At 75.2% G+C, this 14,422-nt stretch carries 12 protein-coding genes; 5 read left to right on the top strand and 7 right to left on the bottom strand.

Annotation, left to right across the window (positions count from 1 at the left end; all coding sequences use genetic code 11):
- The first annotated feature begins 27 nt into the window (after positions 1-27).
- Entirely contained in the window at positions 28-795 is a 768-nt protein-coding gene (locus ACFVVU_RS25960; protein ID WP_387792477.1) for a (2Fe-2S)-binding protein, read from the top strand.
- 15 nt (positions 796-810) lie between these two features.
- Here the strand turns inward: ACFVVU_RS25960 and ACFVVU_RS25955 are convergent, their stop codons facing one another.
- From ACFVVU_RS25955 to ACFVVU_RS25930, 6 genes are all read right to left on the bottom strand, one after another.
- The gene (locus ACFVVU_RS25955; RefSeq protein ID WP_387792475.1) at positions 811-1,791 is read right to left on the bottom strand and encodes an SMP-30/gluconolactonase/LRE family protein; all 981 of its coding nucleotides are present in this window, start codon (positions 1,789-1,791) and stop codon (positions 811-813) included.
- A 285-nt stretch (positions 1,792-2,076) separates the two neighbouring features.
- The gene (locus ACFVVU_RS25950; RefSeq protein WP_387792473.1) at positions 2,077-3,207 is read right to left on the bottom strand and encodes a hypothetical protein; all 1,131 of its coding nucleotides are present in this window, start codon (positions 3,205-3,207) and stop codon (positions 2,077-2,079) included.
- A 171-nt stretch (positions 3,208-3,378) separates the two neighbouring features.
- Positions 3,379-4,977, bottom strand: a complete 1,599-nt coding sequence (locus ACFVVU_RS25945) for an alpha-amylase family glycosyl hydrolase (protein WP_387792472.1) — start codon at positions 4,975-4,977, stop codon at positions 3,379-3,381.
- A 230-nt stretch (positions 4,978-5,207) separates the two neighbouring features.
- Positions 5,208-5,831 (bottom strand): bifunctional 4-hydroxy-2-oxoglutarate aldolase/2-dehydro-3-deoxy-phosphogluconate aldolase, encoded by a 624-nt coding sequence (locus ACFVVU_RS25940; RefSeq protein ID WP_387792470.1) that lies wholly within the window; start codon positions 5,829-5,831, stop codon positions 5,208-5,210.
- Positions 5,832-6,009: 178 nt separating this feature from the next.
- Positions 6,010-7,695, bottom strand: coding sequence for an amidohydrolase family protein (locus ACFVVU_RS25935; RefSeq protein WP_387792469.1), 1,686 nt, complete (start codon positions 7,693-7,695; stop codon positions 6,010-6,012).
- Positions 7,695-9,002 (bottom strand): amino acid deaminase, encoded by a 1,308-nt coding sequence (locus tag ACFVVU_RS25930; protein WP_387792468.1) that lies wholly within the window; start codon positions 9,000-9,002, stop codon positions 7,695-7,697. The genes ACFVVU_RS25935 and ACFVVU_RS25930 overlap by 1 nt, the downstream gene beginning before the upstream one ends.
- Positions 9,003-9,182: 180 nt before the next feature.
- Here ACFVVU_RS25930 and ACFVVU_RS25925 point away from each other — a divergent pair, with 180 nt between their 5' ends.
- The 4 genes from ACFVVU_RS25925 (at position 9,183) to ACFVVU_RS25910 (ending at position 12,572) form a co-directional block, all read left to right on the top strand.
- A complete protein-coding gene (locus ACFVVU_RS25925; RefSeq protein ID WP_387792466.1) occupies positions 9,183-10,400 on the top strand; it encodes a sugar kinase in 1,218 nt (405 codons plus the stop codon).
- Complete coding sequence (locus ACFVVU_RS25920) at positions 10,397-11,149, top strand: IclR family transcriptional regulator (RefSeq protein ID WP_380682310.1); 753 nt, start codon at positions 10,397-10,399, stop codon at positions 11,147-11,149. The genes ACFVVU_RS25925 and ACFVVU_RS25920 overlap by 4 nt, the downstream gene beginning before the upstream one ends.
- Positions 11,150-11,245: 96 nt before the next feature.
- On the top strand, positions 11,246-11,653 hold the full coding sequence (locus tag ACFVVU_RS25915) for a RidA family protein (RefSeq protein WP_380682309.1): 408 nt from the start codon (positions 11,246-11,248) through the stop codon (positions 11,651-11,653).
- 148 nt (positions 11,654-11,801) lie between these two features.
- A complete protein-coding gene (locus ACFVVU_RS25910) occupies positions 11,802-12,572 on the top strand; it encodes a DUF2470 domain-containing protein (protein WP_387792463.1) in 771 nt (256 codons plus the stop codon).
- A gap of 37 nt (positions 12,573-12,609) precedes the next feature.
- Here ACFVVU_RS25910 and ACFVVU_RS25905 read toward each other — a convergent pair whose 3' ends face one another.
- The gene (locus ACFVVU_RS25905; protein ID WP_387792461.1) at positions 12,610-14,172 is read right to left on the bottom strand and encodes an APC family permease; all 1,563 of its coding nucleotides are present in this window, start codon (positions 14,170-14,172) and stop codon (positions 12,610-12,612) included.
- Positions 14,173-14,422 lie beyond the last annotated feature (250 nt).

Here is a 14,422-nt window from a genome sequence, read left to right as displayed (position 1 = left end):
CGGAGACCGAACCGGAGGACCACCCCGATGAGCGAAGTGCCGCCCGACTACGGCCGGCTCGCCGCCGTCGGCCCGTACTTCGCCCTGGACGCCGCCACCGGACCCGCCCAGGCCCCGCCACCGGGCTTCCGGCCGCTGCGGGAGTTCTACGCCCCGGGCCCGGACGGGCCGTTGGCGCGGCGGGTCCGGGAGGTGGCCCGGCGGCTGGGCACCGCCGAGCCACGGGTCGCGGCCTCCGTCCTGCACCTCGGCCTGGCCGCCCGGTTCTGCTCGGTGGGCCTCGGCGCGGCCGTCCTGCTCGGCGAGGTACCCGACCTGGGACCGGAGCGGGCATGGGTCCGGGTCCCCGAGCAGGGGCCGATCGACCTGTGGCTGCCGTACCGGCCCACGGCGGAACCGACCGCCCCGGCCGACCGGGCCCCGCTCGCCGACCGCTTCCGGCGGACCGTCGTCGAGGGGCAGTTGGCGGACCTGGCGGCGGCCGTCCGGTCGGTGGTCCCGCTCTCCGAGGGGCTGCTGCGCGGCAACACGGCCTCCGCCCTGGCCGGCGCGCTGCGCGTGCTGGACGCCCAGGCCCCGCACGTCCCCCCGGCCCGCGCGCTCGTCGCCGAGCTGCTGGCCCGTCCGCCGCTGGCCGGAACCGGCACGCTCACCGGGACGCCCGCCGGCGCCGCGTTCCGGCGCACCAGCTGCTGCCTGTACTACCGGGTCGGCCCGCGGGCGGGCGTCTGCGGCGACTGCTGCTTCACCCGTCCCCCGGGCCCCCGCCGCACCGGGCCCGCCGGTCTGTCCTGACCGGGCCCACCCGGGTCAGCGCTCCAGCGTCGCCGCCAGCAGGTTCGGGTCGGCCATCGTGAAGTAGGCGGCGCTCGGCACGTACACCGTGTCCCCGCCGATGCCGACCGCGGTGGGGTTGGAGAGGCCGTCCGCCGCGTCGAGGACGGTGTGCCGGGAGCCGTCCGGGCCGAGGCGCACGACCTCACTGGCGGGGTTGAGCGCCGCGAGCAGGTCGTCACCGGGGCCGACGAAGGCGAAGTCGTCGAGCCCGGCGAGGCCGTCAGCGCGGACCTCCGCCGGACCGGCCGTGCCGTCCGGGCGGACCGGGATGCGCAGCAGGGAGCCGGTGTCGGTGTTGCCGACCCACACGGCGCCGCGGTGCACCTTGAGGCCGTTGGCGCCGAAGGCGCTGACCGGCTTGAGAAGGGCGTCGTCCGACCAGACCGCCGGGGCGCCGCCGTCCAGCGGGACGGTCCAGACCAGGCCGAGCGCCGAGTCGGAGGAGTACAGCACGCCCGCGGGCGCGTCCAGCGCGAGGCCGTTGGGCAGGCTGTTCGCGGGGAGTGCGGCGATCCGCTCGGGCGCGCCGCCGGGGCAGAGCCGCCAGATGCCGGTGAGGTCCGCGGTGCCGGTGGCGTAGCCGAAGTACAGCGTGCCGTCGTGGGCGCGGACCAGTCCGGAGACGGCGGCGTGGCCGAGCACGGGGGTCGCCGGGTGCGCGGGCTCGGGCAGGGTGGCCAGGACGGTGAGGCGGCCGTCCGGGTCGACGCGGCCGACCTGGCGGGCGAAGGAGAAGGTGAGGTCCACCGAGCCGTCGGGTTCCACCGCGATGTTCTCGGGCTGGAGGTGTTCGGAGATGTCGAAGTGGGCGACGATCCGGGGGTCGGAGAGTGGCGGCGCCACGGCCACGGCCGGTGTGGCGGCGAGCAGCGCCAGCGCCAGGACGGCGGCCGGGGCACCGGACAGCAGGGCGGCCGGGGCCGGGCCGGCGAAGCGGCGGAACGGTCGGGGCACGGCGGGACTCCTCAGCGGGACGGCGGACGGCGGCCCTCGTCAGCACAGCACGGACGCCCGGCGGCCCCGACGCCGCCGGGCTGTGCCGTCGCGAGGATCGCCCGGTCGGCCGCGCCTCGACGCCCGGTGCCCTGACGGGCGGCGACGGCGGGGCCCGCGACCGGCTTGTCCAGAGCCGGTCGCGGGCCCCTGATCCCCACCGGGCGCCGATGCCCTTGGCGCCCGGTGAAGCAGTGCCGCGTCCCACGCTCCCACGGTCCCACGACCGCGGGTGCGCCCGAACGGTCAGACCGCGACCGCCGACTCCTCCATCTCGTCCTCGGCCGCGGCGGCCTCGGCCTCGGCTCCGGCTCCGGCACCGGCACCGGCACCGGCACCGGCACCGGCACCGAGGACGCCGGAGCCCCCCGGCTCGCCCGCCGCCCGGCCGCGCTTCTCGTACAGCGCCGCACCGGTCACCAGCACACCCGCCGCCACCAGCCAGAGCACCAGCACCAGCACGTTCCCGCCGAACCCGGCGCCGCCGTCGAAGTACAGCAGGCTGCGCGCGCCCTCCAGGAAGCCGGCGCCCGTCCAGAAGGAGTGCAGCCCGCCGAAGAACCCGTTCTGCAGGTCCGGCCGGTAGACACCGCCCGAGCTGGTGAAGTTCAGCATCACGAACAGCACCATCATGGCCAGCGTGGTCCACCGCTTGAGGAAGCCGTGCAGCCCGATGCCGATGCCGATCACGCCGGCCGAGTACAGCCAGCCGAGCGCCCAGACCCCGGCCAGGTCGTGGTCCACGACGTGGAAGACCGGCCCGGCGGTGACGATCCCGACGAGGCTCACCGCGAGCGAGACGCCGAGGCCGACCAGGACCCGGATCCGCATGCTCAGCGCCGCGCCGGCCGCGCCGATCACGGCGACGCTGCCGTAGGAGCCGATGCTCAGCGCGACCAGCAGGAAGAAGAGGCCCTGGCCGGTCGGGTCGCCCTGGCTCGGGGTGGTGAGGTCGGTGACGGTGAGAGGCGTGCCCTGCTCCCCGGCGACGCGCTGGAACACCTTCTCGGCCGCCATCGCCGAGGTGTCCGAGTTGGCCTTGGCGACCAGCAGCTCGGGGTGGCCTGCGTCCGGCACGAACGCGCCGACCAGGTCGCGGCCGAGCAGTCGCTGCTCGGCGGTCGCGCGGTCCGGGAGCGTGGAGACGTCCAGCGCGTCGCCCGCCGCCGCCTGCACGGCTCCGGCCAGCTCGCGGGCCTGCGGCGCGGTGCCGACGACGGCGACCTTCAGGTGGTGCGGCTCCGGCTGGTGGAAGGCGCTCTGATAGGCGAGCGCCATCCCGAGACACATCAGCAGCGGGGTGAGCAGGTGGAGTGCCAGGTGCTTGAGCGAGTGCCCCAGAGCGGGCGCTGCGGCGGTGGTCCGGGGTGTGCTCATGGGGGTTCGGTCCATCCTCCGACGATCCGGCAACGGCAATGATGAATGGTAAATGCAACTATCTAGATGCAGTCTACAACCACCACGGGGGCGGACCGAAGTCCGCCCCCGGTGATCGAGGCCTCACCCCCGCCGAGCGCCCCCTACGGCGCCACCCCGTTCCCCACGGCGCTACCCCAGCTCGAACACGCCGTACGAGAACCCGTCCGCCTGCAACTCGCCCCCCGCGCCGACGCGCACGCCCTGGACGTCCAGCGGCCGAGCCCGGCCGTGCCCGCCGAACGCCACGTCCGCCGGCACCACCGCCGGCTCCCGGCGCGGGTTGACCGCCACCAGGTACCGCCCGGCGCGGGTGTAGACCAGCGGGTACCCGGCGTGCCGCACCTCCACCGCGCCCCTCGCCCCCAGCCCCGGGTGCGCCCGGCGCAGCGCGATCAGCCGCCGCACGGTGTGCAGCAGCGAGGTCGGATCGGCCCGCTGGGTGGCGACGTCCGGCCGGTGCGGATCCGGGTCGACCGGCAGGTAGAGCCGCTCGACGGGCGCGCTGGAGAAGCCCGCGTTCGGGCCGGGCGCCCATTGCATGGGGGTGCGCGAGCCGGCCCGGTTGTACGTCGGAGTGAGCTCGCTGCCCTCGGTGTCCGGCAGGTCCGGCACGAACCGCATGCCGATCTCGTCGCCGTAGTAGACCGCCGGCAGGGTCGGCCAGGTGAGCAGCAGGGCGAAGGCCGGGGCCAGTTGGTCGGCGGAACGCGGACCGGTCGCCAGCCGGGAGAAGTCGTGGTTGGCGGTGGGGAGGGCGATGTGCCCGGTGCCCTCGGTGAGTTCGGCCGCCGAGCGCCAGGCGTCCAGGAAGACCTGCGGCGTGCCGCGCCCGTCGGCCTCGAAGTAGCACGGGCCCTGCTTCCAGTACTCCTTCACCGTCCCCGCGTTGTTGTTCCACAGCGAGCGCAGCGGCAGGCCGTCGTCGGTGCCGCCGAACTGGAGCAGGAAGTCGGCGTGGAAGCCGGCGGTGACGGCGGCGGCCGGGTCGCCCCACTCGGCGAACAGGGCGGCCTGCGGGTGGTCGCGGTCGAGCCAGTCGCGCAGTTCGGTCCAGAGCTTGCCGGTCTCGACGAAGCCGGGGTCGTCCTTGACCAGCGAGGACGCCATGTCGACCCGGAAGCCCGACACCCCGAGGCCGAGCCAGTGGGCCATGATCGCGCGCAGCGCGGCGCGGTTGGCGCGCGGGCCCTCGGCGTCCACCGACTGGCGCCAGGGCTCGTCCGGATTGCCGCGCGCGTAACCGAAGTTGAGCGCCGGCTGGCAGTCGAAGAAGTTCGGCCGGTACCAGCCGGTCCGCTCACCCGGGGAGGCGACGAAGCCGTCCACCGGCCGCTCCGACCAGATGTAGCGGTGGTCGGACGGGTCCTGCGCCGACGCGCGGAACCAGGGGTGCTGATCGGAGGTGTGGCCGGCGACGAGGTCCAGCAGCACCCGGATGCCCCTGCGGCGCGCCGCCTCGACGAGGGTGGCGAGGTCCTCGGTGGTGCCGTAGCGCGGGGCGGGGGTGAGGTAGTCGGCGACGTCGTACCCCGCGTCGCGGAACGGCGAGGCGAAGCACGGGTTCAGCCAGACCGTGTCCACGCCCAGCCAGGCGAGGTGGTCGAGGTGTTCGGTGATGCCCGCGAAGTCGCCGGTGCCGTCGCCGTCGGAGTCGGCGAAGGTCTGGGGGTATATCTGGTAGAGCACGGCGTCGGTCAGCCAGTCGGGGCCGGGGCGGGTCGAGGTCATGGGTGGATCCTCCTGCCGGGTGCCGGGGGGCTACCGATTCTCGTCGAATCCCGGCCGCCCCAACAGTCCGGCCCGGCCACTCCTGGACCGTCGCACGGTTCCCGGAAGCAGCGCCCGGCCCGACCGTGCGCCCTTCCGAGCCCCTTCCACTCCCCCGCGCCCCCGCCGCCCCCGTTCCCGCCCGGTGGCCCGGCCCGCCACAAACCGGGTCCGACCACCGGGTGGGTCCGTCATCGGGACGCACAGGCCTGCGTGAACGCCCGCGCCCGCCGGGTGATCTCGGCCCAGTCCCCGGCCGCGACCACCTCCGGCGCCACCACGTCCGTCCCGGCGCAGACCGCCAGCGCGCCGTGCGCCAGGAACTCCGCCGCGTTGCCCGTGTTGACGCCGCCGGAGGCGACCAGCGGGACGTCCGGGTACGGCCCGCGCAGGTCCTTGAAGTAGCCGGGGCCGAAGGCCCGGGCCGGGAAGATCTTCACGGCGGCGGCGCCGAGGTCGACCGCCTGGGCCACCTCGGTCGCGGTGAGCGCGCCGAGCACCACGGGGACCCCGGCCGCGTGCGCGGCGTGCGCCACGTCGGCGCGCAGACCGGGGGTGACCAGGAACGTCGCGCCGGCGGCGAGGCCGCTCCTGGCCTGCTCGGCGGTGAGCACCGTGCCGACGCCGACCCGGTGACCGGCCTGCGCCGCCTTCTCCAGATGGATCGTCACATCCGGTGTGGTGAAGGTGAATTCGGTCCAGGTGATGCCGCCATCCGCCAGTGCGGCGCAGAGCGCGGCGGCGTCCGGTATCCGGGGAGCGCGGACGACCGCGATCACCGGTTCGGCGGCGAGCGCGGTCCGCGTCCGCGCCACGACGGCCGCGTCGGGAGCCGTCCGGTGGCCCGGCCCCGGGCCGGCGGGGCTCGGGCTCACCGGACTCGCAGGGCTGACAGGGCTGACAGGGCTGGCAGGGCTCGGGTTCGCGGGATTCACAGGGCTTCCATCCATTCACTCGGATTCACGGACCACTCGACGTCATGACGGCCGGGCCTCATACGGCCTCCGCCCCCCGACCGGTCCGGCGCAGCGCCCGGCCGGGGCGCGCACCGGTGGTGCGGCCCTGCTCCACGACGGCGGTGCCGTTGACGTAGACGTGCTCGATGCCGACGGCGGGCCGCCGGGGCTGCTCGAAGGTGGCGGCGTCCTGGACCCGGTCGGGATCGAACAGGACCAGGTCGGCGTGGTACCCGGCGGCGATCCGCCCGCGCCGGTGCAGGCGCAGCCGGGCGGCCGGGCGGCCGGTCATCCGGGCGACCGCCTCCTCCAGCGTCAGGACGCCCAACTCCCGGACGTAGCGGGACAGGTAGCGCGGGAAGGTGCCCCAGGCACGCGGGTGCGGCCGGGCGCCGACGAGCAGCCCGTCGCTGCCGACGGTGTGCGCGCGGTGGCGCATGATCGCCCGGACGTTCTCCTCGTGGCCGACGTGCTGGAGGATGGTGGTGGCCAACCGGTCGCGGAGCAGCAGGTCGAGGAAGACCTCGGTGCCGCTGCGTCCCTGCTCGTCGGCGAGTTGGGCGACGGTCCGGCCGACGGCGTCGGCGAGTTCGGGGGTGCCGACGCCGGAGAGCTGGATGGTGGCCCAGTCGGTGACCACGCCGTGGCAACCGTCGCTGCCCTTCTCCTCCACCTCGTACCGGATCCGCTCGCGCGCGGCCGGGTCGACGAGCCGGGCCAGGGTGGCCTGCGGGCCGCCCTCGGTGGCCCAACCGGGCAGCAGGGCCGCCAGGGTGGTGGAACCGGGCAGGTAGGGGTAGCTGTCCAGGGTGAGGTCCACGCCGTCGCCGAGCGCGCGGTCGACCAGGTCCAGCAGTTCCCCGGCCCGGCCCTCGTTGACGCCGAAGTTCATCGTGGCGTGGGTGAGGTGCAGCGGGCAGCCGGACCGTCGGGCGATCTCGACCATCTCCGCGTACCCCTCCAACGCACCCGCGCCGTAAGAGCGTTGGTGCGGGGCGTGGAAACCGTCGTAGCCGGCGACGACCCGGCAGAGCTCGACCAGTTCCTCGGTCCCGGCGTACATGCCGGGCGTGTAGGTCAGGCCGCTGGACATGCCGACCGCGCCCTCGGCGAGGCCCTGCGCCAACAGCTCGCGCATCCGGTCGAGTTCGGCCTCGCTCGGGGCGCGGTTCTCCCAGCCCATGGCGAGCATCCGCAGCGAGCCGTGCGGCACCAGGTAGCAGGCGTTGACGGCGGGGCCGGTCCGGTCCAGCCGGTCCAGGTAGCCGCCGACGGTCCGCCAGTCCCAGTCGAAGCCGTCCGGGTCGCCGTTCCAGCCGGCGATCTGGCGGCGCAGCGCGGGCAGCGTGCGGTCGTCGACCGGTGCGTAGGACAGGCCGTCCTGGCCGAGGACCTCGCAGGTCACGCCCTGGGTGACCTTGGCCGGGTGCTCGGGTTCGCGCAGCAGGGCGAGGTCGGAGTGGGCGTGCATGTCGATGAAACCGGGGGCCAGTACCAGCCCGTCCGCGTCGACCACCCGGACCGCGCCGCCCGCCGCTGTTCCGGCGCCGGCGCCGGCGCCTGCCTCGGTGACCTCGACGATCGTCCCGTCGGCGATCCGCACGTCCGCCCGGTACCGCCCGGCGCCCGTGCCGTCGACGACCGTGGCACCCCGGAAGACCGTCGCGCCGGGAGCCCCCGCCCCGAGAGCCGTCACCCGGGCGTCAGCCGGTTCGCCGCCCATCAGAAGAACGTCCTGACCAGGCCGGTGACCTTCGGCTCGGCCGCCGAGGCGTCGTCCAGCACCGGAATCAGCGCCCACTTGTCGAAGGCGGTGCACGGGTGCGAGATCCCCAGCCGCAGCACGGCGCCGACCGGGGCGAGGTCGCCCGCGTCGCGCAGGAAGGCGTGCTGGTCGTTGAGCGCGGTGATCCGCGCCGCCGTGCCGGTCAGCTCGGCGCCGCCGCGCACCCGCTGCGGCTCCGGCAGGCCCTCGTCGAACGGCAGGTCGCGCTTGCCCGCGTCCAGCAGCGCCAGCTGCGGCTCCGGCCTGGACACCACCCGGGCCCAGCCGTGCAGGGCCGAGCGCAGCGCCCCGCCGTCGCGGCCGGCGCCGCGGGCGAGCGGCGAGATGCCCCGGTAGAAGCCGTCGTCGTGGGCCACGTACGCGCCCGAGCGCAGCACCACGAAGGCCTCCGGCAGCGCACCCAGCTCCTCGGCCACCAGGTCGAAGTAGGCGCTGCCGCCGGCCGTCACGATCGGCGCGGCGCCGTCCGCGTACCGGCCGGCGAGCCGCCCGTGCAGTTCGGCCAGCGACCGCAGGTAGCCGCGGACGGCGGCGAGGCCGCCCTCGCTCGCGTCGTGCGCCAGCGCGCCCTCGTAGCCGCCGATGCCGGCCAGCCGCAGGGTCGGCGCGTTGCGGACGGCCTCGGCGATCTCCACCGCCGCGTCGACGGTGCGCGCGCCGGTGCGCCCGCCCGGGCCGCCGAGTTCGACCAGCACCTCGACGGGGCGCCCGGTGTCGGCCGCGCGCAGCGCCCCGTCCATCAGCCGGACGCTGTCGACCGAGTCCACCCAGGAGGCGAAGGCGAAGTCCGGGTCGGCGGCCAGCTCACCGGCCAGCCAGCGCAGGCCCGCCGGGTCGAGCAGCGAGTTGGCGAGAAGCACCCGCCGCACACCGAAGGCGCGGGCGACCCGCAGCTGCGGCAGGTTGGCGAGGGTGATGCCGTGGCTGCCGGCGGCCAGCTGGTCCTGCCAGAGCGCGGGCGCCATGGTGGTCTTGCCGTGCGGGGCGAGTGCCACACCGGCGTCGGCGCACCAGCGGGCCATGGTGCGCAGATTGTGGTCGAGCGCGCCCGCGTCGAGGGTGAGCAGCGGGGTACCGAGGTCGGCGAGGGTGGGGCCGGTGGCCAGGTACTGGCGGACGGTCAGGCCCGCGGCGGCCGGTGGCAGCGCTTTGAACCGCCAGTCGAGCACTTCCTCGGCCAGCGCCGCCACCGCTCGGGTGTCGAGGCCGGGGCCGGTACCGCTGCTTGCGAAGGTCTGGTCCACCGTCTTCCTCCATCTGCCATGTTGCAACATGCGCAATGAGGGTTGCACATGCTGGCAGCACGGTTCTAGCATCGGCGCCGGACGAAGGTCAACGACAGCCGCCCGCCACCGGCGGGTCAGGCAGGCTCGCCACAGCACCCCCCACCCGGCCGGGCCGCAGCACTCCGAGGAGCCCAGCAGATGCCACGCCAGGACGCCGCCGTGAGCCCGGGCACCCCACAGCCCGACCGTCCGACGGTCGCCCAGTCCGCCCCGTCCGCCCCCGGCTCCGCCGCGCCCACCCCGCCGGCCGTCTGCGTGGGCGAGTCGATGGCCGTCCTCCTCCCGGACCGGCCCGGCCCCCTGGAGTCGGTGGAGACCTTCAGCCTCTCGGTCGGCGGCGCCGAGTCCAACGTGGCCGGCGCCCTGACCGCCCTGGGGGTGCCGAGCGCCTGGATCAGCCGGGTCGGCGACGACGGTTTCGGCCGCCGTCTGCTCGGCGAGCTGACCGCCCGCGGCGTGGACGTCTCCGCGGTCGCCGTCGACCCGCACCGCCCGACCGGCCTGTACCTCAAGGAGGTCGGCGGCAGCACCGGCCAGCGCCACGATCTCGGTCCTGGCCGCAGCCGGCTGCACTACCACCGGCGCGGCTCGGCCGCCGCCGCCCTCTCCCCCGCCCTGCTGGCCGACCCGGCCGCCACCCGGCTGCTGGACGGCGCCCGGCTGCTGCACCTGTCCGGCATCACCGCCGCCCTCTCCGACGACTGCCTCGCCCTGATCCGCGCTCTGCTCGCCGACCGCCGCCCCGGCCGGCTGGTCAGCTTCGACCTCAACTGGCGCCCCGCGCTCTGGCGCGAGCGCGACCCCTCGGTGCTGCCGCCCCTGCTGGACGCCGCCGACCTGCTGCTGCTGGGCGCCGACGAGGCCGAGACCGCCTTCGGCACCGGCGACCCGCAGGAGCTGCGCCGGCGCTTCCCCTCCCCCGCCACCGTGGTGGTCAAGGACGCCGCCCGGCTGGTCACCGCGATCGGGCGCGACGGCAGCGCGGTCGGCGAACCGGCGCTGGCGGTCGAGGTGGTCGAGGCGACCGGCGCCGGGGACGCCTTCGCCGCCGGCTACCTGGCCGGCACCGTCCGCGGCCTCGACCAGCGCCGCCGGCTGCGGCTGGGCCACCTGAGCGCCGCCTGCGCGCTGACCGCCCACGGCGACCAGGCCGAACTGCCGCCCGCCGCGGTGGTCGCCGCCCTGCTCGACGCCGCACCCGAGGACTGGGCGGCCACCCGGGTGTCGGCGGATGGCATCGTGTCTCCTGTCCTGTCCGCACCGACCACCCCCGCGCGCACCACGGAGACCACCGCCCCCGGGGGCGGTGCCGCCGACCCTCGACCGGCCGCCGCCCCGGCCCTTGGAGCACCATGAGCCAGACCGTCACCCGCGCCCTGCGCATCCTCGCCGAGCTCGGCGAGGGCGAGCGCTCCCTGGACCAGCTGGCCGAGGTGCTCGGCGTGCACAAGACGACCGTGCTGCGACTGCTCCAGTCCCTCGAAGAGGAACGATTCGTCTACCGGGACGCCGGCTACCGCTACCACCTGGGCGCCGGCCTCTTCGCCCTCTCCGGCCTCGCCCTGGAGCAGCGCGGGGTGCGCCGGATCGCCGCCCCGCACCTGGCGGAGCTGAACGCCGCCACCGGCCAGACCGTGCACCTGGCGGCATACGAAGGCGGCGAGGTGGTCTACATCGACAAGTACGACTCCCGCCACCCGGTGCGGATGTACTCGCGGATCGGCCTGCGCGCCGCCCTGCACAGCGCCGCGGTCTCCAAGGTCCTGCTCGCCGACCTGCCCGCGCCGGAGCGGCGCCGGGTGGTGGCCGGGATCGACTTCGTCCCGCACACCCCCCGCACCCTGGCCACCCCCGAAGCGCTGCTCGCGGAGCTGGAGAAGGTCGCCGCCCAGGGCTGGGCGCAGGACCATGCCGAGCACGAGGCGTTCATCAACTGCGTGGCCGCGCCGATCCGCGACGCCAGCGGCCGGGTGGTGGCCGCCGCCTCGATCTCCGTGCCGGACGTCGTCCTCCCGTACGAGCAGGTGCTGGAACTGCTGCCGCAGCTGCTCAGCACCACCCGGGCGATCTCCGCCGACTGCGGCCAGGCCCCGAACCACCCCTGAACCCGCCGACCCGCCGCACCCGCCGACCCGCTGACCCGCCGCACCCGCGACTCCCCCCGAACCCCCGCCCGCACCCCACCGAGGAAGCGAACCCGCATGAGCGACAAGACCGAGATCCGCACCGACGGCGCCCCCGCCCCGGCCTGGATGTTCTCCCAGGGCGTCCGCAAGGGCCCGATCCTCCAGGTCTCCGGCCAGGGCCCGCAGGACCCGGCCACCGGCGAGTACCTGTACCACGGCGACGTGAAGGCGCAGACGCGCCGCACGCTGGAGAACGTCAAGGCCATCGTCGAGGCGGGCGGCGCCACCATCGAGGACGTGGTGATGTTCCGGGTGTACCTCACCAAGCGCGCCGACTTCCCGCTGATGAACGAGGTCTACGCCGCGTTCATCGAGGAGAACGTCAAGCCGGGCGGCGTGAAGCCGTGCCGCACCACGATCTTCGTCGAGCTGCCGCAGGAGCCGATGCTGGTGGAGATCGACGCCCAGGCGGTCGTCGGCTGACCCCGCCGTCACCGCCGAAGGGCCCGGACCTCGCGTCCGGGCCCTTCGCGTTTCCCGCCCGCCCGGTGCCTTGCCCTGCCATCTCCCACGTCATTAGGTTAGGCTCACCTAACCAAAAGCCAGGCAGTCAGCCGGAGGTCCCGAACCCATGAGCCCGCACCCCCTCGACGCCGCGACCACCCCGGCCGACGGGACCACCCCGTCCGACGGGACCGCCGAAGCGACCGCCACCGAGCCGAGCGCCGCCGACCGGATCGGCAGCCTGCTCACCGCCGCCTCCTCGGTCGCCCTCCGGGCCGACGGCGAGCACCACGAACTCACCACCCCCGTCTCGGTGCACGGCTCCCGGCTGCGGCTGCGCGCCCCGCTCGACGCCCCGCTCACCGTCGCCGCCGCCCGCGACCAGGACGGCCTCGCCGTCGTGCTCGACCTCACCGACATCGCCCCGGTGGCCGTCCGCGACCGGGTCCGCGGCCGTCTCACGCTGGCCGGCCGGCTCCACCTCGCCCACCTCGCCGACGACGGCCTCAGCGTCCACCTCCGCCTGGACGTCGCCCACGCGGTGCTCTCCACCCCGTACGGCACCTCCGCGATCACCGGCGCCGACCTCGCGGCCGCCACCCCCGACCCGCTCGCCCGCTTCGAGGCCGGCCTGCTCACCCACCTGGCCGACGGCCACCGGGACGCCCTCGACCTGCTCACCCGGCTGGTCGACCCGGCACTGCTCGCCGCGGGGCCCGCCGTCCGCCCGCTCGCCCTCGACCGGTACGGCCTGGTGCTGCGCCTGGACCACCCGCACGGTCACCGCGACGTCCGCCTGGCCTTCCCCGAACCCGCCCGCGACGCCGACGAGTTCGGCCACCGGGTGCACCAACTGGTGACCGCCGCCGAACAGGCGCTCCCCACCCGCCGCCACTGAGGCACCGACGTCCGAGCCGGCTTCCACTGACGAATCGTCACATCACCACCGGCGCCGCTTCGTCGGAGCGCTCCGCCGCGTCCGCCAGGACGATCCGCCCCATCCGGGCGTACCGGTCGGGACGGCGGGCGCGCATCCACAGCGCCAGCCCGATCCCGCCCAGGAAGGTGCCGATCACCAGGAACGGGATCAGCCGGAACAGCAGCGTGCCGGCGGCCGCACCGGCGGCGGCGTCCCGGTTGACCACCAGCAGGACCACCACCCCCGCCATCGCCACCCCGCCGACCAGCGGCGCCACCAGCGTCCGGAACCAGTGCCCGGTCCCCGGATGACGGCCCAGCACGTGGAAGTAGCCGACCACCGCGAACGAGCAGAGCGTCTGCACGATCAGGATCGCCATCGTCCCGAGCAGCGCCAGCAGGGTGTACAGATGCGCGTACGGGTCCATCCCGGCCACCAGGAACCCGGCCACCAACGCCGCCGCGATCACCGACTGGACCAGCGAGGCGACGTGCGGCGAGCCGTGCCGGGGGTGGGTGCGCCCGAGCGCCCGGTGGATGAACCCCTCGCGCCCGATCGCGTACAGGTACCGGGCCGCGCACTGGTGGAAGGCCATCGCGCAGGCGAAGGAGCCGCTCACCACCAGCCACCGGAAGACCGTGACCGCCCAGCCGCCGAGGTGCGCGCCGAGCGGGTCGAAGAACAGGCTGTTGCCGTCCTTGCCGGGGACCAGGCCGCCCGCGACGTCCACCGCGTGCCGCACGCCGTTGCCGGAGACGATCGTCCAGGACACCAGGACGTAGAGGAGACCGACCCCGACCACCGAGATCAGCGTCGCCCTGGGCACCACCCGCCCGGGGTCACGGGACTCCTCCCCGTACATCGCGGTGGACTCGAAGCCGACCCACGAGCAGAACGCGAAGAACAGGCCCAGCCCGGCACCCCCGGTCCCCGTGCCGTGCACACCGCGGAAGGCGTTCAGCGGATCGAGCGCCTCCCCGACGATCCCGTCCGGTCCGCCGCCGGTGAACAGCACCGCCAGCGCGACGGCGCCCAGCACGGCGATCTCCAGCACCAGCGCCACCCCGAGCACCCGGGCGGTCAGGTGCAGGTCGAACCAGGCCATCACCGCGATCACCAGCAGCCCCAGCGCCGCGTACCAGCCCCAGGGCAGTTCCACCCCCAGTTGCGCGGCGACCAGCCCGCGCAGCGCGTACGCGAAGAAGCCGATCACCGCCGCCTCGAAGACGATGTACGCGAGCACCGCCAGCAGCCCCGAGGCCATCCCGACGACCCGGCCGAGTCCGTGCGAGATGTAGCCGTAGAACGCCCCGGCGGCGGTGATGTGACGGGCCATCGCCACGTAGCCGACCGAGAAGACGGTGAGCACCAGGGTCGCGAGGACGTACGCGGCGGGCGCGCCGGCGCCGTTGCCCTGGCCGACGACGATCGGGAGGTTGCCGGTCATCGCGGTGATCGGCGCGGCCGTGGCGACCGCCATGAACACCACGCCCGTCAGGCCGACCGAGTCGGCCTTCAGCCGCTCCACCCCCGGGTCCCCGACCGCGTTCCCGACCGCGTTCCCGCGCTGGATGGCCATCCGGCCCCCTTCACCCGCCGTGCCCGTGCCGCCCGCCGGACCGGTCGGGCGATGCCAACCCGACAGCATCGGGGCGCGGCGCACCAGCCCGCAACACAGGGTGACCCGGCGTCACCAGCACCGGGTTGACGCCCTGTTCGACCACCGCCCGCCCCGTTCGACCGAACCCGGGCCGAACCCGGGCCGAACCCGGGCCGGACGCCGAACCACGACCGACGAGGCCCGCCGGTCCACAACGGCGGCCGGCCCG

The sequence above is a fragment of the Kitasatospora sp. NPDC057965 genome (genome assembly GCF_042887135.1).
Classification (GTDB): Bacteria; Actinomycetota; Actinomycetes; order Streptomycetales; family Streptomycetaceae; genus Kitasatospora.
This window is presented reverse-complemented; position numbering and strand designations above follow the sequence as displayed.

What these genes read in the sequence shown, in the direction of transcription:
- ACFVVU_RS25960 (WP_387792477.1), top strand. Translation starts at nt 28, where the DNA reads ATGAGCGAAGTGCCGCCCGACTACGGCCGGCTCGCCGCCGTCGGCCCG.
- ACFVVU_RS25950 (WP_387792473.1), bottom strand. Translation starts at nt 3,207, where the DNA reads ATGAGCACACCCCGGACCACCGCCGCAGCGCCCGCTCTGGGGCACTCG.
- ACFVVU_RS25945 (WP_387792472.1), bottom strand. Translation starts at nt 4,977, where the DNA reads ATGACCTCGACCCGCCCCGGCCCCGACTGGCTGACCGACGCCGTGCTC.
- ACFVVU_RS25935 (WP_387792469.1), bottom strand. Translation starts at nt 7,695, where the DNA reads ATGGGCGGCGAACCGGCTGACGCCCGGGTGACGGCTCTCGGGGCGGGG.
- ACFVVU_RS25925 (WP_387792466.1), top strand. Translation starts at nt 9,183, where the DNA reads ATGCCACGCCAGGACGCCGCCGTGAGCCCGGGCACCCCACAGCCCGAC.
- ACFVVU_RS25920 (WP_380682310.1), top strand. Translation starts at nt 10,397, where the DNA reads ATGAGCCAGACCGTCACCCGCGCCCTGCGCATCCTCGCCGAGCTCGGC.
- ACFVVU_RS25915 (WP_380682309.1), top strand. Translation starts at nt 11,246, where the DNA reads ATGAGCGACAAGACCGAGATCCGCACCGACGGCGCCCCCGCCCCGGCC.
- ACFVVU_RS25910 (WP_387792463.1), top strand. Translation starts at nt 11,802, where the DNA reads ATGAGCCCGCACCCCCTCGACGCCGCGACCACCCCGGCCGACGGGACC.
- ACFVVU_RS25905 (WP_387792461.1), bottom strand. Translation starts at nt 14,172, where the DNA reads ATGGCCATCCAGCGCGGGAACGCGGTCGGGAACGCGGTCGGGGACCCG.